Source organism: Salinispora pacifica CNR114 (assembly GCF_000514775.1).
Taxonomy (GTDB): domain Bacteria; phylum Actinomycetota; class Actinomycetes; order Mycobacteriales; family Micromonosporaceae; genus Micromonospora; species Micromonospora pacifica.
Genome location: NZ_KI911467.1, coordinates 220546 through 239372 on the forward strand (window position 1 = coordinate 220546; position 18827 = coordinate 239372).

Annotated in this window: 16 protein-coding genes; 12 read left to right on the forward strand and 4 right to left on the reverse strand. The window is 71.1% G+C overall.

Annotated features, from left to right (window positions below; all coding sequences use genetic code 11):
* Nucleotides 1–14: 14 nt before the first annotated feature.
* Nucleotides 15–776: an HAD family hydrolase gene (locus B118_RS0125950; protein WP_026185191.1), complete on the reverse strand. Its 762-nt coding sequence runs from the start codon at nt 774–776 to the stop codon at nt 15–17.
* A gap of 88 nt (nt 777–864) precedes the next feature.
* Between B118_RS0125950 and B118_RS0125955 the strand changes: the two genes are divergently transcribed.
* Nucleotides 865–3633 carry a DEAD/DEAH box helicase gene (locus B118_RS0125955; protein ID WP_018811735.1) on the forward strand — a complete coding sequence of 923 codons (2769 nt, stop codon included), beginning with the start codon at nt 865–867 and terminating at the stop codon, nt 3631–3633.
* A 69-nt stretch (nt 3634–3702) separates the two neighbouring features.
* On the opposite strand, the gene B118_RS0125960 is transcribed toward B118_RS0125955, so the two are convergent.
* Entirely contained in the window at nt 3703–4620 is a 918-nt protein-coding gene (locus tag B118_RS0125960) for a 5'-3' exonuclease (RefSeq protein ID WP_018811736.1), read from the reverse strand.
* A gap of 169 nt (nt 4621–4789) precedes the next feature.
* Here B118_RS0125960 and B118_RS0125965 point away from each other — a divergent pair, with 169 nt between their 5' ends.
* Together B118_RS0125965 and B118_RS0125970 are read left to right on the forward strand one after the other, a co-directional pair.
* Nucleotides 4790–5932: an acyl-CoA dehydrogenase family protein gene (locus tag B118_RS0125965; protein WP_018219786.1), complete on the forward strand. Its 1143-nt coding sequence runs from the start codon at nt 4790–4792 to the stop codon at nt 5930–5932.
* 82 nt (nt 5933–6014) lie between these two features.
* Entirely contained in the window at nt 6015–6521 is a 507-nt protein-coding gene (locus tag B118_RS0125970; RefSeq protein ID WP_018219785.1) for an Lrp/AsnC family transcriptional regulator, read from the forward strand.
* Here the strand turns inward: B118_RS0125970 and B118_RS0125975 are convergent.
* Nucleotides 6451–7062, reverse strand: a complete 612-nt coding sequence (locus B118_RS0125975; RefSeq protein ID WP_018811737.1) for a histidine phosphatase family protein — start codon at nt 7060–7062, stop codon at nt 6451–6453. The two genes, B118_RS0125970 and B118_RS0125975, sit on opposite strands and share 71 nt — an antisense overlap.
* Nucleotides 7063–7216: 154 nt before the next feature.
* Between B118_RS0125975 and B118_RS0125980 the strand changes: the two genes are divergently transcribed.
* Entirely contained in the window at nt 7217–7414 is a 198-nt protein-coding gene (locus B118_RS0125980; RefSeq protein WP_018219783.1) for a CsbD family protein, read from the forward strand.
* A 140-nt stretch (nt 7415–7554) separates the two neighbouring features.
* Here B118_RS0125980 and B118_RS0125985 read toward each other — a convergent pair whose 3' ends face one another.
* Complete coding sequence (locus B118_RS0125985) at nt 7555–8958, reverse strand: KamA family radical SAM protein (protein ID WP_028193708.1); 1404 nt, start codon at nt 8956–8958, stop codon at nt 7555–7557.
* Nucleotides 8959–9106: 148 nt separating this feature from the next.
* On the opposite strand from B118_RS0125985, the gene kdd reads away from it, so the two are divergent.
* The 8 genes from kdd to B118_RS0126025 all read left to right on the forward strand — a co-directional run bounded on the left by kdd (nt 9107) and on the right by B118_RS0126025 (nt 18729).
* Nucleotides 9107–10165, forward strand: a complete 1059-nt coding sequence (kdd, locus tag B118_RS0125990) for an L-erythro-3,5-diaminohexanoate dehydrogenase (RefSeq protein WP_026270754.1) — start codon at nt 9107–9109, stop codon at nt 10163–10165.
* A gap of 5 nt (nt 10166–10170) precedes the next feature.
* A complete protein-coding gene (locus B118_RS0125995) occupies nt 10171–11736 on the forward strand; it encodes an amidohydrolase (protein WP_028193709.1) in 1566 nt (521 codons plus the stop codon).
* Nucleotides 11733–13295, forward strand: a complete 1563-nt coding sequence (gene kamD / locus B118_RS0126000) for a lysine 5,6-aminomutase subunit alpha (RefSeq protein WP_018219779.1) — start codon at nt 11733–11735, stop codon at nt 13293–13295. The genes B118_RS0125995 and kamD overlap by 4 nt, the downstream gene beginning before the upstream one ends.
* Nucleotides 13292–14074: a lysine 5,6-aminomutase subunit beta gene (gene kamE / locus B118_RS0126005; protein WP_018827331.1), complete on the forward strand. Its 783-nt coding sequence runs from the start codon at nt 13292–13294 to the stop codon at nt 14072–14074. The genes kamD and kamE overlap by 4 nt, the downstream gene beginning before the upstream one ends.
* Complete coding sequence (kal, locus tag B118_RS0126010) at nt 14071–14463, forward strand: 3-aminobutyryl-CoA ammonia lyase (protein WP_018219777.1); 393 nt, start codon at nt 14071–14073, stop codon at nt 14461–14463. Before kamE ends, kal begins: the two co-directional genes overlap by 4 nt.
* The gene (locus B118_RS0126015; protein WP_028193710.1) at nt 14460–15797 is read left to right on the forward strand and encodes a glutamate mutase L; all 1338 of its coding nucleotides are present in this window, start codon (nt 14460–14462) and stop codon (nt 15795–15797) included. Before kal ends, B118_RS0126015 begins: the two co-directional genes overlap by 4 nt.
* Before the next feature lie 471 nt (nt 15798–16268).
* Nucleotides 16269–17936, forward strand: a complete 1668-nt coding sequence (gene lnt / locus B118_RS0126020) for an apolipoprotein N-acyltransferase (RefSeq protein WP_028193711.1) — start codon at nt 16269–16271, stop codon at nt 17934–17936.
* A 4-nt stretch (nt 17937–17940) separates the two neighbouring features.
* Nucleotides 17941–18729, forward strand: a complete 789-nt coding sequence (locus B118_RS0126025) for a polyprenol monophosphomannose synthase (protein ID WP_018821114.1) — start codon at nt 17941–17943, stop codon at nt 18727–18729.
* Nucleotides 18730–18827: the final 98 nt, after the last annotated feature.

Here is an 18827-nt window from a genome sequence, read left to right on the forward strand (position 1 = left end):
CCGGCACGGCCCGGTCAGCCCGGCACAGCCAGGTCCAACACCGCGCCGAGCCCGTTCGGCCGGCCCGCCTCGCCGGTCGGGAGCACCAGCACCGCGCAGCCGGCCGCCACCGCGCCCGCGTCGGCGGGGGTGTCCCCCACCATGAGCACCCGTTCCGGGTCAACGGCCAGCGTCCCGCAGGCGTGCAGGAAGATACCCGGGTCGGGCTTGCAGCGCCCCACCTCGTACGACAGCACGTACCCGTCCACCAGGTCGGCGAGCCCCCAGGCGGCAAAGAGCGGCCGGATGTCGAAGCCGATATTGCTGACCACACCCACCCGTACCCCGGCGGCGCGCAGCGCGGCCAGGGTGGGGGCGGCGTCCGGGTACGGCACCCACCCCTGGGGCACCAGCAACCGCTCGTAGAGCGCGTCGGCGAGCCCATCGATCCCGGCGTCGATCGTCGCCGCGAGTCCGGTGTACGCACCGCGGTGCGCATGCGGGTACAGGTCCCGGTCGGCCCAGAGCTCGGCCAGCGCGGGCGGGACCCGTCGTGGCAGTGGCCCCCCGGCCCGGCCGGCGGTGACCAGCCGGTCGGCGAGGGCAGTGGCGCGGATCCGGTCCAGCGTGGTTCCACAGGTGGCAGCCGCCGCGGTCACCCAGTCGGTGGCCTCCTCTACCTGCGCGAGCGTCCCGTGGAAGTCGAAGAGCACCGCTTCCACGGGACGGCGGGATGCCGTCGGGGTAGCAGCACGACCCGGGGCGGTTGTCTGAGCGGGTTCGGTACGGTCCGGCACGTCGTGCACCCTACCGACCGCCGCGGACGGCTCCGGACGGGACGGCCTCGTGGGGCGTACCGGCGTGGCACGCACTAATCTTGGTCCCATGTCGAGCCCCGCCGAGCGGTACGCCGCGGCACGCCGCCGGGCCGCACAGGCCCCCCTGTCCCCGGCGTTGGACGAGTTCGCCCTCGACCTCGGCGTCGACCTGGACGACTTTCAGCGGGAGGCGTGCCAGGCGTTGGAGCGCGGCAGCGGTGTCCTGGTCTGCGCCCCCACCGGCGCCGGCAAGACGGTCGTCGGCGAGTTCGCCGTCCACCTGGCGCTGCGGGGCGGGAGCTCGGCCGACGCGGGGCGCCGCAAGTGCTTCTACACCACCCCGATCAAGGCGTTGTCAAATCAGAAGTACCACGATCTCGTCGACCGGCACGGCGCCGACCAGGTCGGGTTGCTCACCGGTGACAACGCGATCAACGGCGATGCGCCGGTGGTGGTGATGACCACCGAGGTACTGCGCAACATGCTCTACGCCGGCTCGGCGACGCTGCAGGGGCTGGCGTACGTGGTGATGGATGAGGTGCACTACCTCGCCGACCGGTTCCGTGGCGGCGTGTGGGAGGAGGTGATCATCCACCTGCCCGCCTCGGTCACGCTGGTGTCGCTGTCGGCCACGGTGTCCAACGCGGAGGAGTTCGCCGACTGGCTGGTCACCGTGCGCGGCGAGACCGAGGTCGTGGTCAGTGAGCACCGGCCGGTGCCGTTGTGGCAACACATGCTGGTTGGCCGGCGGATGTTCGACCTGTTCCATGACGCCGACGCCGCGCGCAAGCACGATGTGCATCCGGAGTTGCTGCGCTACAGCCGGGACACGCTGCGCCGCCTCGAGCTGGGGGAGGGGCGCGGTGCCGGCCCGGGGGGCCGCCGTGGGCCGCGCTGGCGCGGGCCGATGCGCCCGGACATCGTTGACCGGCTGGACCGCGAGGGGTTGCTGCCGGCGATTCTGTTCATCTTCAGCCGTGCTGGCTGCGACGCGGCGGTGCAGCAGTGTCTCGCCGCCGGGCTGCGGCTCACCGGCCCGGAGGAGCGGGCCGAGATCCGCCGGGTGGTGGAGAGCCGGATCACCACCATCCCCGGCGAGGACCTGTCGGTGCTCGGCTACTGGGACTGGCTGGACGGGTTGGAGCGGGGCCTCGCCGCACACCACGCCGGCATGTTGCCGGCGTTCAAGGAGGTCGTCGAGGAGCTGTTCGTCCGCGGGCTGGTGAAGGCGGTGTTCGCCACCGAGACCCTCGCGCTCGGCATCAACATGCCGGCCCGCTGCGTGGTGTTGGAACGCCTGGTCAAGTACAACGGCGAGGCGCACGTGGACCTGACACCCGGCGAGTACACGCAGCTCACCGGCCGCGCCGGCCGACGCGGCATCGACGTGGAGGGGCACGCCGTGGTGGTCTGGTCCCCGGAGACCGACCCGCGGCACGTGGCCGGCCTGGCATCCACCCGTACGTACCCGCTGCGGTCGAGTTTCCGGCCGTCGTACAACACGGCCGTCAACCTGGTCGGCAGTGTGGGCACGGAGCCGGCCCGGGCGTTGCTGGAATCCTCGTTCGCGCAGTTCCAGGCGGACCGGTCGGTGGTCGGGCTGGCGCGGCAGGTCCAGCGCAACACCGAGACGGTCCAGGCGTACGGCGTGGAGGCGGCCTGCCAGCACGGGGACTTCGACGCCTACTTCGCGATCCGGGTGGCGATCGCCGACCGAGAGCGGGAGTTGGCCCGGCAGGGGCAGAGCCAGCGGAAGGCGGCGGCGATCGTCTCGCTGGAGCGGCTGCGGGTCGGCGACGTGATCCGGGTGCCGTCCGGCCGGCGAGCTGGCCTTGCGGTGGTGCTGGACCCGGCGGCCGCCGGCTTCGGGGAGCCCCGTCCGTTGGTGCTGACCCAGGACCGCTGGGCGGGCCGGGTGGGCCCGGGTGACTTCACCACCCCGGCGGAGGTGCTCACCCGGATTCGGGTGCCCAAACATTTCAACCACCGCTCCCCGGCCGCCCGCCGGGACCTCGCCGCCGCGGTCAGCGGTACCGGGTTGAATCGGCACGACAGCCGGCGGGGTGGCCGGTCGCGGCGCGGTGGTGGGGAGGACGACCGGCTGGTGCAGTTGCGCGCCGAGCTGCGCCGCCACCCGTGCCACGCCTGCCCGGAACGGGAGGAGCATGCCCGTTGGGCGGAGCGTCGCCGCCGGCTGGAGAAGGACACCGAGGAGCTGCGGCAGCGGGTGACCGGCCGGACCGGTTCCCTGGCCCGCACCTTCGACCGGATCGTGGCGCTGTTGACGGCCCGCGGCTACCTGGCCGCCGACGGGGGCGTCACCGACGCCGGTCGGATGTTGAGCCGGATCTGGACGGAGGCGGACCTGCTGGTCGCCGAGTGCCTTCGTCGTGGCGTGTGGAATGGGCTCAGCCCGGCCGAGTTGGCGGCGGCGGTGTCGGTGGTGGTCTTCGAGGCCCGCCGGGACGTTGACGAGCGTGCGTCGCTGCCGCGGGGCGCGGTGGCGACGGCGGTTGACGAGACGTTGAAGCTGTGGGGGGAGATCGAGGCCGACGAGGCGGCACAGGGGCTGACCGTGACCCGGGAGCCGGATCTCGGCTTCGCCTGGCCGGTCTACCGCTGGGCCCGTGGGGAGCCACTCGCGAAGGTCCTCGTCAGCGGCCACATCGACGGCGAGATGCCGGCCGGCGACTTCGTCCGCTGGGCCCGGCAGGTGGTGGACCTACTCGGCCAGTTGGCCGAATCCCGCGGCGCCTCGGCCGAGCTGCGCAGCACCGCGCGGCAGGCCATCATTGCGGTGAACCGCGGGGTGCTCTCCTACCAGGCCACCGCCTGACGAGTCATGTCTCATCCGGCACCGGGCCGTCCCCAGCACCGGCGAGCGTGGTGCGGCTGGCGGCGGCGGTCAGTCGGCGCGGTGGGCCAGGGCGTCAACCAGGCGTCGGACGGCGCCGGCGAGGTTCCACCGCTCGGCGAGGTCGAGCAGCCGAGCGGGATCGGCCGGTGCGGCCGGCAGGTCGGTGGCCAGGGCGGGCAGCGGCACATCGAGGGCGACCCGGACCACCGTCGGGGCGACGGCCAGGTAGTCCCGCGCGGCGCTGAGTTTCGTCCGTAGCCCCGGGGCGAAACCGGCAGCTGGCTCGTCCAGGGCGGCCAGCACACCGGCGATGTCGCCATACCGGTCAACGAGCCGGGCCGCGGTCTTCTCGCCGACGCCGGGAACCCCCGGCAGTCCGTCGCTGGGGTCGCCGCGCAGCGCGGCGAAGTCGGCGTAGCGGGCGGCGGGCACCCCGTATCGGGCCTGGACCGCGGCGTCGTCGCAGTCTGCCAGCTTCGCCACCCCCCGCCCGACATAGAGCAGCCGCACCCGGCGGGCGTCATCGACCAGCTGGAACAGGTCACGGTCACCGGAGACCACCTCGACGGGGCCCGGCTGGGTGACCGAGAGGGTGCCGAGCACGTCGTCGGCCTCGTAGCCGGTGGCGCCGACGCTGGTGATGCCGAGCGCGTCGAGCACGTCGAGGATCACCGGGACCTGCGGACCCAGCGTGTCGGGAACCACCTCACCCCCCTCCGGCGCCACCCGGTGCGCCTTGTATGACGGCAGGAGGGCCACCCGCCACTGGGGTCGCCAGTCGTGGTCCATCGCGCACACCATCCGGCCCGGCCGGCGGGTGCGGATCAGGCTCGCCAACATGTCGAGGAAGCCGCGGACAGCGTTGACCGGTTGGCCTTCGGGCCCGACGGCGGCGGACTCCGGAATGCCGAAGTATGCCCGAAAGTAGAGGCTGGGCGCGTCCACGAGCATGAGCGGGGCTGGCATGCGCGACAGCCTGGCACACCGCACCGACATCGGCGTGGATGCTGGCCGCGGCGGACCCGGCCGAGGACGTCCGCTGCGCGTTCCGGTGCCGCGGGGGTGCGGGGAGCCGAACGACCGTTAAGCTGGGGGCGCGACGGCTCAACCCCACCCCCACGGAGCTCATCAACCCATGACTGTCGACCGGATCCTCCCCACCGACGAGGCCCACGACCTGCTGGACCTGGCCACCGAACTCGCCGACCGGGAGCTCGCGCCAAAGGCCGCCGACCACGAGGAGCGCGCCGAGTTCCCCCGGGAGGTGCTGCGCACTCTGGGCCGTTCGGGCCTGCTCGGCCTGCCGTACGCGGAGGAGTACGGCGGTGCCGCCCAGCCGTACGAGGTGTACCTGCAGGTGTTGGAGATTCTGGCCAGCCGCTGGCTCGCGGCCGCCGAGGCGATCAGCGTCCACACCCTGTCCTGCTTCCCACTCGCCGAGTACGGCACGGCGCAGCAGCGGAAGCTGCTGCCCGAGCTGATCGGTGGGGAGTTGCTGGGCGCGTACTGTCTCTCCGAGCCGCAGGGCGGTTCGGATGCCGCCAGTCTGACCACCCGGGCCGTGCTCGACGGCGAGGAGTACGTCGTCTCCGGCACGAAGGCGTGGATCACGCACGCCCACGTGGCGGACTTTTACAACATCTTCTGCCGTACCGGCGGCGCTGGGGCGTCCGGCATCTCCTGCCTGCTCGCGGACCGGAACCTGCCCGGGATTGAGCCGCAGCTGCCGGAGCGCACGATGGGGCTGCACGCCTCCCCGGTGGCGCAGGTCGTCTTCGAGGGGACGCGGGTGCCGGCGGAGCGGCTGATCGGCGGGGAGGGCAAGGGTTTCGGCATCGCGATGTCCGCGCTGGACTCGGGCCGGCTGGGGATCGCGGCCTGCGCGGTTGGCCTGGCCCAGGCGGCGCTGGACTACGCGGTCGGTTATGCCCGGGAGCGGCAGCAGTTCGGCCGGGCGATCGTCGACTTCCAGGGGCTGGGGTTCCTGCTCGCCGATGCCGCCACCCAGATCTCGGCGGCCCGGGCGCTGATGCTGGCGGCGGCCCGGCTGCGCGATGCGGGCCGGCCGTACTCGATCGAGGCGGCGAAGGCGAAGCTGTTCGCCACCGATGTGGCGATGCGGGTGACCACCGACGCGGTGCAGGTGCTGGGCGGCGCGGGCTACGTCGCTGATCATCCGGTGGAGCGGTACATGCGCGAGGCGAAGGTGCTCCAGATTGTTGAGGGGACCAACCAGATCCAGCGTCTGGTGATCTCCCGAGCGTTGGCGAAGGGCTGACGGAGGGGCGGGCCCGCGGCCGCGCCGCTGTTCTGGTGACCCAGCGTCGCGTGGTGGGCTTTTTCCCGGTAGGTTGCTCGCCGTGGAGGAGATCGACCGGGCCATCGTCGCGGAGCTGGCCGTGGACGGCCGGCTGTCATACACCGATCTCGCGGAGCGGGTGGGGTTGTCGGTCTCCGCGGTGCACCAGCGGGTCCGCCGGCTGGAGCAGCGTGGGGTCATCGGCGGGTACACGGCCCGGGTGTCCTTCGAGGCACTCGACTTACCGCTGACAGCATTCGTGGCGATTCGGCCGTTTGATCCCTCGCAGCCGGATGACGCGCCGGAGCGGCTGGCCCACCTACCGGAGATCGATTCGTGCTACTCGGTCGCGGGGGAGGACTTCTACCTGCTGTTGCTGCGGGTGGCCGGGCCGACCGATCTGGAGCGGGTGCTGCAGGAGATCCGGATGGCGGCGAGTGTGACCACGCGGACCACGGTGGTGTTGTCCACGCCGTACGAGGGCCGGCCGCCGAAGTTCAGTGCCGAGGGGTCTGGGCGGTCGCGGTCGCGGGGGCCGGGGGAGCCGGCTGGTTCCACCGAAGGATGACCGGTCGGCCGTGTTCGTGGCCGAGCACGCTGACGGTCGCGGTTTCGAGCCGGAACAGCGCCCCGGCGGAGGGCGCTAGGCCGAGCCACCGGGCGGTGAGCACCCGGAGGCTGTGCGCGTGTCCGACCACGGCGACGGTTCCGTGGTCGAGGACGGGGCCCAGTCGGGTGAGAAGTCGGTCGAGCCGCGCCCCGACCTGGCGGGGGGACTCGCCACCGGGGCAGCCGTCGGTCCAGAGGTTCCAGTCGGGGTCTTCTTCGTGGACCTCGGCGGTGGTGCGGCCCTCGATCTCCCCGTAGTTCCACTCGGCAAGGTCGTTGTCCGTCCCGGTCGGGGTGAGGCCGGCGAGCCGTGCGGTGCGTACCGCACGGGCGCAGGGGCTGGTCAGGACGGTGGCGAAGTGCCGGCCGGTGAGCATCGGGCCGAGTGCGCGGGCTTGCCGTTCGCCGTCGGGGGTCAGCGCGAGGTCGGTGTAAGAGGTGTGCCGCCGACGGGCGCTCCACGTGGTCTCACCGTGTCTGATCAGGAGGAGCTCACCCATGTCTTCAGTCAACCACTGGGGTGTCGTTTCTTCCTGGCTAGTATCCTAGGATGCATTACGCGATGCGCCCCCGCACACCAACCCAAACGAATAATTACCAGCAACACGGGAAACCCGATGTCGATGGCCGAAACGCCACGAGGGGAGAGCGGAGATGGGCTTCGCCACCAAGACGAAGAACCTGGTGGACGAGCTGACCGGCGCCACCAAGGAACGGGTGGGCGATGTCTGCGGCGACGAGCGGCTGCGGGTCGAAGGGGTCCGGCAGCGGGACGACGCCCGTGCTCGCCAGGCCAGGGAGGAACGCGCTGAGCAGTCGGATCACGAGTGGGATCGGACTGGGGCGCAGTGACGTGACCGCTTGACCCGGCGGGCCCGGCAGCAAGATGCTGCCGGGCCCGTCATTGTTCCGACTGGTACTGGCTTACGGCCGGGTCGCCGATGCCCCGTGCCGCCGATGGGGTGTGGTCACGGGCGGCGGATCGTGGTGGGTCAGTCGTCGCGGTGCGTTGCCCACCAGGCCTGACCGGTCTCCGGCAGGGTGTCGATCGGGTCGTAGTACGCGTACCGCTTGTTGAGCGCCTCCAGGTCAGCGGACTCGATGGAGGTGCGGTAGTTCTTGGTCCAGTACGAGATGCCCCGCTCTCGGTCGTATTCGGTGAGCATGTGCACCCAGCGCTTGCCGACGAAGGGAACATCGCAGACGATTCGCGGGGTGGCGTAGCCGGGCAGGTAGCCCATGATGTCGTGTTGGAGCTGTTGGGCGTGCCCGACCGGGACCCGCCAGTGCTCGGCGTTGGGGATCATGTCGCACATATAGAAGTAGTACGGCAGGATGCCGGCTTCGCCCTGTAGCGCGAAGCAGAGATCAAGTAGGTCGGGCGTGGTGGCGTTGACGCCGCGCATGAGCACGCCCTGGTTGCGGACGTCGCGAACTCCGACGTTCAGGGCGGTCTGGGCGGCTTTGGCGACCAGCGGGGTGAGGGACTGGGCGTGGTTGACGTGGGTGTGGATCGCGAGGTTGACGCCCCGGCGGGCGGCGGTGCGGGCGACCCGCTCGAGGCCTTCGACGACATCAGCCCGGAGCCAGTGCTGGGGCAGGCCCATCAGGGCCTTGGTGGCGAGCCGGATGTCGCGCACGGTCTCGATGTCGAGCAGGCGCATCAGGTACGACTCGAGGTTCTTCCACGGCACGTTGGCCACGTCACCGCCGGAGACGACGACGTCGCGGACGCCATGGTGGGCCCGGAGGTAGGTGATGTGGGCGTCGTAGCGGTCGACGGGTTTGAGGGTGAGCTTGAGTTTGTCGATGGCGGGGGTGGAGTTGCCGACCAGATCCATCCGGGTGCAGTGCCCGCAGTACTGCGGGCAGGTGGAGAGTAGTTCGGCGAGGACCTTGGTGGGGTAGCGGTGGGTGAGGCCCTCGGCGACCCACATGTCGTGTTCGTGCAGGGAGTCGCGGCTGGCGTACGGGTGTGAGGGCCAGTCGGTGCGTCGGTCAGAGGCGACGGGGATCATGTAGCGCCGGATCGGGTCGGCGTAGAGGGCGTCGGTGGTCATCGCCTCGAAGGGCACCATGGTGTTGAGCATCTGGGGTGGCACCAGCATGGACATGGTGGCCAGGGCCTTCTGGTCGGCTTCCAGGTCGGCGTAGAAGGTCTCGCCTACGAGGTCGCCGAGGACGGCGCGGAGTTGCTTGATGTTCTTGATGCAGTTGGTGCGTTGCCATTGGGCGGATTCCCACTGGTCGCGGCTGATGTGGCGCCAGCCGGGGAACCGGGTCCAGTCGGGTTCGACGAGGGGGGCTCGTCGGTATTCGTAGGGTTGGCCCGTGGTGGGGGCGGCGGGTGCGGGCTGGGCTGCGGAGATGGTTTCCGCGGGGTGGGTCTGGGTCACGGCCCCCTCCTTGTGGCTGGTGGTGTGGATGATCAGTGGCTCCGTAGGTACTGGAAATTATCCGGTGAAGTAATTATTCTGCCGTAAGTTTTCCCGCTTCGCGAGTTGCAGTCCGGGCTTCAGGCGGCTGGACAGGGAGGTCGTGGTGATTTCACCGGTGGGTTTGCACCGCGTTCTGGAGCCCGCGGGGGTGCTGCCGCAGGGGGCTTGGCGACTGGACGCGAGCCCGGCGATCGCCCCGAACGAGGTGCGGATCCGGGTGGAGCGATTGAACCTGGACGCGGCGAGCTTCCGGCAGTTGCGGGAGAAGCACGGCGGGGACGGCGCGCGGATCCGCGCCGAGGTTCTGGAGATCATCGCTGCGCGGGGCAAGATGCAGAACCCGGTGACCGGCTCGGGTGGCATGTTGATCGGCACGGTTGAGGAGACTGGTCGGCGGTCGCCGTTGGGGCTGCGGGTGGGCGACCGGGTGGCGACTCTGGTGTCGCTGACGCTGACGCCGTTGGCCGTCGCCGATGGGCTGGCCCGGTGGGATGGGCGCAGTGAGCAGGTTCCGTGTGACGGTCACGCGATCCTGTTTGCCCGCTCCATTGCGGCGGTGTTGCCGGCGGATCTGCATCCGGAGTTGTCGCTCGCCGCGCTGGATGTGTGCGGGGCCCCGGCGTTGACCGCGCGGGTGGTGGAGCGGTATGTGGCCGAGCGGGCGCGGGAGGCAGCGGCCGGGCCGGTCAGCGTCGCGGTGATTGGCGGTGCGGGCAAGAGTGGGTCGCTGTCGCTGGCCGCGGCGCGGCGGGCGGGCGCGGCGCGGACTGTCGGGGTGGTGCCGGTGGCGGGGGAGCGGGACGCGTTGGCGGCGGCCGGGTTGGCGGATGCGGTGGTGTTGGCTGATGCGCGGGATCCGGTGGCGCTGTCGGCGGCGGTGACGTCGGCGCTGGGGGTGCCGGCGGATGTGACGGTGGTGTGTGTGGATGCGCCAGGTTGTGAGCATGGGGCGGTGTTGGCCACGGCTGACGGTGGCACGGTGGTGTTCTTCTCGATGGCGACGAGTTTCGCGGCGGCGGCGTTGGGTGCGGAAGGCCTGGCAGCGGATGTGACGATGCTGGTGGGTAACGGGTATGCGCCGGGGCACGCGGAGCTCGCGTTGGATCTGGTGCGGGGCGAACCGGGGGTGCGTCGTCTCTTCGAGGCGCGGCTGGCGGCAGACTGATTGCCATGAAGAACCCCTCGACGCTGTACCGCGGCGGTGTGCTGCATTGTCCTGCTGACCCGGGTGCGACTGCCTTGTTGGTCTCCGATGGCCGGATTGCCTGGTTGGGGGCGGACGCTGATGCGCCGGTTGCTGATCAGGTGGTGGAGCTGGATGGGGCGTTGGTGACGCCGGCGTTCGTCGACGCGCATGTGCACACGACCGACACCGGGTTGGGGCTGTCGGGGCTGGATGTGTCGGGTGTGCGGTCGGGGCGAGAGTTGTTGGCGGCGGTGGCGGCGTTCGCCGAGGGGTTGCCCCCTGATGGTGTGGTGCTGGGGCATGGCTGGGACGAGTCGATCTGGCCGGTGCCGGTGCCTCCGGAGGCGGAGGAGTTGGGCCGGGCGGCGGCCGGGCGGCGGGTGTATCTGTCGCAGGCGTCGATGCATTCGGCGTTGGTGTCGACGGCGTTGCTGGCCGCGTGCCCGGGGGTGGTTGCCGCGGTTGGCTTCGACGAGTCGGGGTGGTTGCGGCGGGATGCGCATCATGTGGTGCGGGCGGCGGCGTTTGGCACGGTTGGTCGGGTGCAGCGGGCGGCGGCGCAGCGGGCGGCGTTGGCGCATGCGGCGTCGTTGGGGATCGCGGCGGTGCATGAGTGTGGTGGGCCGGAGATTTCCGGCGAGGAGGACTTCACGGGGTTGTTGGGGATCTCCGGGGTGGGGGTGCCGGAGGTGTACGGGTACTGGGGTGAGTTGGGTGGTGCGCAGCGGGCTCGGGAGTTGGGTGCGGTGGGTGCCGGTGGGGATGTCTTCGCTGATGGGGCGTTGGGGGCGCAGACGGCCCAGTTGACGGTGCCGTATGCGGATGCGGGTGGGTGCGGGCATGGGTATCTGTCGACGGAGCAGGTGCGGGATCACTTGTTGGGGTGCGCGACGTACGGGGTGCAGGGCGGCTTTCACGCGATTGGGGATGCGGCGATCGCGACGGTGTTGGCGGGGTTCGCGGCGGTGGCGGAGCGGCTGGGCACGGATCGGGTGCGGGCGGCTCGGCACCGGGTGGAGCACGCGGAGCTCGTGAACAAGCAGATGATCGCCGGGTTTGTGGAGTATGGCGTGGTGGCGTCGGTGCAGCCGGCGTTTGACCGGTTGTGGGGTGGCGCGGGTCAGATGTATGAGTCGCGGTTGGGGCCGGATCGGGCGTTCGCCGCCAATCCCTTGGGGGCGATGCATTCGGTGGGAGTGTCGTTGGCGTTCGGGTCGGATTCGCCGGTGACTCCGGTGGATCCGTGGGGGTCGGTGCGGGCGGCGGTGGCGCATCACAATCCGGCGCAGCGGATGAGTGTGCGGGCGGCTTTCGCGGCGCATTCGCGGGGTGGCTGGCGTGCGGTGCGGCGGGATGGTGACGGGGTGTTGGCGTTGGGGGCGCCGGCGACGTTCGCGGTGTGGGATACCCCGGCTGGGGTGGAGCGGGGGTTGCCGGTGTTGCAGGCGGAGGATCCGGAGGCGCGGGGTGCTTCGGATCCGACGCCGTTGCCGGTGTGTCGACGTACGGTGCTGCGTGGTGCGGTGATCTATGGGGAGGGCGGATTGTGACCGGGAAGCTCGATCTGGATCCGGTGTTGGTGGCGCGGGCGCGGGAGTTGGCTGCTCGGGCTGGGGCGCCGGTGGTGGAGTTGGCGCGTAGCCACACGACGGTGTCGCTGGAGCGGGCGGTGCTGCGGCTGGCCGGGGTGCAGGGTGCGGATCCGGATGGGATTCCGTGGGTGAACCGGTTGGTGGATGCGGTGGTCGCGGATGTGGGCTTGGGGCATGGGGTGGCTGCTCCGGTCTTCGATGCCTTGGCGCGGGAGCAGTTGGCGGATGTGACGCTGTTGGCGCAGAAGGCGGCGGCCGGGTCGGTGCGGTTCGAGGTTCCGGTGGGGCGGGCGGCGACGGCGTCGCGGCGGGCGTCGCGGCGGGCGGTCGCGGCGGGGGTGCGGCGGATTGATCGGCGGCGGGCCGAGCGGGAGCGGTTGGTGCGACGGTTCGGGGATCCGCCGCGGCGGCCGTGGATCTATCTGATCGTGGCGACAGGGGATATTTACGAGGACATTCCGCAGGCGCAGGCGGCGGCTCGGGCGGGGGCGGATGCGATCGCGGTGATCCGGTCTACGGGGCAGTCGTTGTTGGACTATGTGCCGGAGGGGGCGACTCGGGAGGGTTTTGCCGGTACGTATGCGACGCAGGAGAATTTCCGGCTGATGCGTGCGGCGTTGGACGAGTCGTCGCGGGAGTTGGGCCGGTATGTGCGGTTGACGAATTACGCGTCGGGGCTGTGTATGCCGGAGATGGCGGCGTTGGCGGGCCTTGAGCGGCTGGACATGATGTTGAACGATTCGATGTACGGCATCTTGTTCCGAGATATCAATCCGATTCGTACCTTCGTCGATCAGCGTTTCTCCCGGCAGGTGCACGCCCGGGCGGGGATCATCATCAATACCGGTGAGGATAACTACCTGACGACTGCCGATGCGGTGGATGAGGCGCACACGGTGACGGTGTCGCAGCTGCTCAATGAGTACTTCGCGCATGAGGCGGGGTTGGCGGACTGGCAGTTGGGGTTGGGGCACGCGTTTGAGATCAACCCGGATGTGCCGGATTCGTTGCGGTTGGAGTTGGCGCACGCGCTCTTGGCGCGGGAGTTGTTCCCGGACGCGCCGTTGAAGTGGATGCCCCCGACGAAGCACATGACCGGGGATGTGTTTCGGGGCAACCTGCTCGACGGCTTCTTCAACCTGGTGGGGGCGCTGACCGGGCAGGGGATTCTGCTGGTGGGGATGATGACGGAGGCGGTGGTGACGCCGTGGCTGTCGGATCGGGATATCGCCCTGCAGAACGTCCGGTATGTGCTGGGTGCCGCGGGTGGGCTGTACGAGGATTTCGTGCCGGCGTCGGGCGGGTTCATTCAGCAGCGGGCGCACCAGGTGCTGGGTTCGGCGGTGGAGTTGTTGGAGCGGATCGGGGAGCAGTCGTTGTTGACGGCGATCGGTGCGGGCACGTTCGGGATCATGAAGCGGCCGGCGGACCGGGGTAGGGGGTTGGACGGGGTGGCGCGGCACGAGGGCGACTACTACAACCCGGCGGTGGAGATCCTGGAAGGGGCGGGGTCGTGACGGTGGTGCCGGAGCAGGCGGTGGTGCCGGAGAAGCAGGTCGTGCGGCCGTACGGGGACACCACCGGTGACGGCATGGTGCAGGTGTCGTTCACGTTGCCGCTGCCGCATGACAAGCGAGCCGAGGGTGCGGCGATCCAGCTGGCCGGGAAGATGGGCATCGACCCGGCGATGCTGGTGCATGCCCGGCCGATGGGGGACGGGTTCACCTTCTTCGTGGTGTATGGGCGGGTGAACCATCTGGTGGACACCTCGGCGGTGCGGGTGGTGGAGCGGGACTTTCCGTTGCTGTCGGCGAAGGAGGTCAACGCGGTGGTCAAGCGGCAGCTTCGGCGGAAGCTGTCGGTGGTGGGGGCGTGTATCGGCACCGATGCCCACACCGTGGGGATCGACGCGATTCTCAACGTCAAGGGCGTCGCCGGGGAGAAGGGGCTGGAGTACTACCGGGAGTTGCGGGTCAGCAATCTGGGCGCGCAGGTGGGGGTGCCGGATCTGGTGGCGGCGGCTCGGGCCGAGCGGGCGGATGCGGTGTTGGTGTCGCAGGTGGTGACGCAGCGGGATGCGCATCTGCACAACACCCGGGAGATGTCGGCGGCGATTCGGGAGGCGTGGCCGGCGGGGAAGCGGCCGTTGTTGATCGTCGGTGGGCCGCGTTTCGACGAGGCGATGACTGCCGAGTTGGGGGTGGACCGGATCTTCGGCCGCGGCACCACTCCGGGTGAGGTGGCCTCTTACCTGGTTCATGCGTTGATCACGAGCCGGAGGGCGGCGACGGTATGAGTGACCCGAGGGTCGGGGTGACGGTGGCGCACCGGCGGTATGTGCCCTACTCGCATGCGCACTACGCGGGCAGTCTGGTCGACGGGGCGTACGCGTTGGGTCTGTTCGGGGACGTCGCCACGGAGGTCTGCATCCGGACCGACGGGGATGAGGGGCTGTTCGCCGGCTATTCGGAGGTGCGGTTCCTGGCGCCGGTGCGCGCCGGTGACGTGGTGGAGGTGACCGGTCGGGTTACCCGGGTGGGTACGCGCAGCCGCACGCTGGAGTTGAGCTGTGTGGTGGTGTGTCGGGCCTGCCCGGATCGGGGGGAGTCCGCGGCCCAGGTGTGTGATCCGCCGATCGTGGCGGTCGCTGCGACGGGCACGGTGGTCGTGCCGCCGGTGACGTGAACGTCGCGATCTGCGCGGATGTCGGCTCCACGTACACGAAGGTGGCGGTGGTCGATCTCGGCGGCGCGGGTTTGGTTGCGACGGCGGCGGTGCCCACCACGGTGGGCAGTGACGTGTTGCGGGGGTTGGACGCGGCGGTCGCGGCGGCGACCGACGGCCTGCCGGTGGGGGACGCGCCGTGGTACGTGTGTTCGTCTGCTGGGGGCGGGCTGCGGTTGGCGGTGGTCGGCTACGAACAGCTGGTGACCGCGCAGGCGGGCCGTCGGGTGGGGCTGTCGGCGGGAGCGAACGTGGTGCATGTGGCCGCGGGTCGGCTTGACGCGGCGGGTCTCACGGCGGTGCGGGCGGCCCGCCCGGATGTGCTGCTGCTGGTCGGCGGCACCGACGGCGGCGACGCGGAGACGTTGACGCACAACGCGGCCCGGCTGGCGCGGGCCCGCTGGCGGGTTCCGGTGGTCCTCGCCGGTAACGCCGAGGTCCGCGACGAGCTGGTGTCGATGCTGGTGTCTGCGCGGGTGCCGGTGACCGTGGCGGAGAATGTGCTGCCCCGGATCGGGGCGTTGGCGCCGGCTGGGGCGCGGGCGGCCATCCGCGAGGTGTTCCTGCGGCATGTGATCGGCGGCAAGCGGCTGTCGCGGGGTCCGCGGTTTCCGCGGCTGGTGCGCGCGGCCACCCCGGATGCGGTGCTGACCGGTGTGGAGTTGCTCGCGGACACGCTCGGCGGTGACCTGGCGGTGGTGGATGTCGGTGGGGCGACCACCGACGTGTACTCGGTGCTGACGCCGGATGAGCGGGAGAGCGGGCCGGGCCGGGAGGTGGCGGGCAGCCTGTGGCGGGCCCGTACCGTCGAGGGGGACCTGGGGGTGCGGTGGAGCGCTCCGGGTGTGGTGCGGGCGGCGGTGGAGGAGCGGCTGCTCGACGCGGCCGACGCCGAGGTGTTGGCGGTGGCGGCGCAGCGGCGGGCCGACGACCCGGCGTATCTTCCGGCGGGTGGGGCGCAGCGGGCGGCAGACACGCGGTTGGCTGCCCTGGCGGCCACGGTGGCGTTGCGGCGGCACGCCCGCGGGGCGGCCACCGGTGAACGCGCGGGACGGGATCTGCGGGATGTCCGGCTGCTGGTCGGTTCGGGTGGGGTGCTCCGGCATGCCGGGTCCGCGGATGCCGTGGGGGTGCTCACGGGGGTGCTCACCGACCACGCCGGTGGGTGGCCGTTGCCGCGTGCCGCCCGGCCGGTGGTTGACGTGGATTATGTGCTGGCCGCCGCCGGGTTACTCGCCGCCGGGCATCCGGTCGCGGCGCGGGCTCTTTGTGACCGGCTGCGCGCGGGGGGCTAGGACTGCCCTGGCTGCCCGATCTTCGGGTGGCTCGGTGCGGGCTGGGCCGGCGTGGATGGCGCGACACGCCGGGTGGTGGCGACGACTCGTCGGGGCCGGGTTGACAGCGCCCCGGGGGGAGCACGTACCGTCTTTGAGTCCTACTACGGGAAGCGGCTGTTGTTCGCTTCGTCCCTTCGTCCGCTGGCCGAGCGACACCGAGTGTGTGGTCGCGGCGGCCAGGTCCAGCGGGCGGGGGTCGGCGGGGCGGCGCGGACCGGCCGCGGTTACCGGTGTACGGGCAGGGTGAGAGGCACGGCCAGTAGACAACGGCCAGGCGGGGGCAGCCAGTCTGCCGTCCGGTCGGTCCGAAGGTCGGCGCGTCCCATTCTCGCCCCACCGGCCGGGAAGGGCCTGGGAGCATCGGGGCGCGGCGGTTGCCGCGCCCCGATTTCCGTTTTCTCTGGAGGTGCCGGTCGCAGTGCGGCCGCCGTGGTCCGTACTGGCGGAGCGGCGCGGACCAGGCCGGGTACCCTTCGGCAGGTGATCGTGGAATCGCCGGCGAGGGCTGTGGGAATGATGCGGGAACGTCGGCTGCCGCTGCCGGTTGCGATTGTGGCGGCGGTCGGTGGGGGCGTGGCGTTGTTGCTGGCGTTTCCGCCGTACGGGGTGTGGCCGCTGGCGGCGGTCGGGGTGGCCCTGCTGGCCGGTGCTACCCACCGTCGGCGTCCGCGCGCCGGCGCTGGCCTCGGGTTCCTGACCGGGGTGGCGTTCTTCGCCCCGCTGCTGGGCTGGACCAACCTGCACACCGGCTCCTTGCCGTGGGTGCTGCTGTCGCTGTTGCAGGCCGGCTATCTGGCGCTGCTCGGCGCGGCCACCGCGTGGGTTTCTCCGCTGGTTGACCGGTTCCGGTGGGGGTGGCCGGTGGTGACCGGGGTGCTGTGGGTGGCGCAGGAGGCGCTGCGTGATCGCACTCCGTTCGGTGGTTTCCCGTGGGGTCGGCTGGCGTTCAGCCAGGACGGGTCGCCGCTGCTGCGGTTTGCGGCGCTGGGCGGGGCGCCGCTGGTGACCTTCGTGGTCGCGGTGATCGGTGGGCTCCTGGTGGCCGCCGCCTGGGCGGGCTGGGCGGCGTATCGCCACCCGAGCCGGCGGTGGATGCCGGCGGCGGGGGCGATGGTGGCGGCGCTGGCGGTGCCGGCTGTCGGGCTGCTCGTGCCGATCCGCGCCGACGGCGGTGGGGAGGCGGTGACGGTGGCGATCGTGCAGGGCAATGTGCCGCGGCTGGGACTGGACTTCAACGCCCAACGGCAGGCGGTGCTGAACAACCACGTGCAGGCCACCGTCGAGTTGGCCGACCAGGTGGCCGCTGGCGCCCGACCCCGCCCTGACTTGGTGGTGTGGCCGGAAAATTCCAGCGATATCGACCCGCTGCAGGACGTTTCCGCCGGGGAACGGATCCAGTCTGCTGCCGACGCGGTGGGCGTGCCGATCCTGGTGGGGGCGGTGCTGCGGGGCCCGGGGGAGGGGCAGGTACGCAACGCGGGGCTGCTGTGGCGGCCGGGGAGCGGCCCGGATCTCGACCAGTTGTACACGAAGCGGCATCCGGTGCCGTTCGCCGAGTATGTGCCGTTTCGTGACGTGGCCCGACTGGTCAGCAAACAGGTTGACCGGGTGCGGTCTGATTTCGTGCCGGGTAGCACCCCTGGTGTGCTGACCGCCGGTCCGGTGGTGCTCGGTGATGTGATCTGCTTCGAGGTCGCCTACGACGAGGTGGTCCGGGACACTGTTACCGGTGGGGCGCAGCTGCTGGTGGTGCAGACCAACAACGCGACTTTCGATGTGGCTGAGGCCCGGCAGCAGTTGGCCATGGTGCGGCTGCGGGCGGTCGAGCATGGTCGTCCGGCACTGATGGCCTCGACGGTGGGTGTTTCCGGGTTCGTTTCCCCGGATGGGCGGGTAAGCGATGCCACCGAGTTCAATACCCGCGCGATCGTGGTGCGGCAGCTGTACCTGGCCGACGGAGGCACCTTCGCGACCCGGGTCGGGTTGTGGCCGGAGGTGGCGCTGACGGTCCTGGCCGTGGCGGCCTTGGCCGCAGCCGGGGTGCGGCGACGTGCCCGCGGTGCGGCGACGGCCGGTACGCCGGCGCGAGGGAGGTAGGACGGTGCGTGACGAGACCGGTCATCCCGGGGTGGGGCGGGTGCTCGTGGTCATCCCGACCTACAACGAGGCCGACAACCTGACCTGGATTGTGGAACGGGTGCGGCGGGCGGTGCCGTCGGTGGACATTCTGGTTGCCGACGACAACAGCCCGGATGGCACCGGTGCCGTCGCTGAGGCCCTCGCCGGGCGGGATCGGCGGGTGCATGTGCTGCACCGGGAGGGTAAGCAGGGGCTCGGCGCCGCCTATCTGGCCGGTTTTGGGTGGGCGCGCCAGCGCGGCTACGACGCGGTGGTGGAGATGGACGCCGACGGCTCGCATGCCCCGGAGGACCTGCCGGCGATGCTGGCCGCGGCCCGCGACGCGGACGTGGTGATCGGGTCGCGGTGGACCCGGGGCGCGCAGGTGGTCAACTGGCCGCTGCGGCGGCTGCTGTTGTCGCGCTGCGGCAACCTGTACGCGCGGCTGGCCCTGGGGATGCCGGTCTCCGACGCCACCGGCGGCTACCGGGTGTATCGGCTCAGTGCCTTGGACGCGTTGGACCTGGCGTCGGTGTGCTCGCAGGGGTATTCGTTCCAGGTGGAGTTGTCCCGGCTGGCGCACCGGGCCGGTGCGCGGATCGTGGAGGTGCCGATCACGTTCGCCGAGCGCGAACGCGGTAGCAGCAAGATGAGTCCGTACATCGTCGCCGAGGCGTTGTGGCGGATTACCGGGTGGGCGGTGGCGGACCGGCGGCTGGCCTTGCGCCGCGGGTTACACGGCACACCCACGGGGCAGGTGCGGTGGCCGTAGTGCCACTGCCCCGGTTCCCCTCCGGTGCCCGGTGGTGCCCCGCGCCCTGGCTGCTGGTGGTGCGGGCTGGCGGGGGCGCGGCCGTGTCATGCTGGACG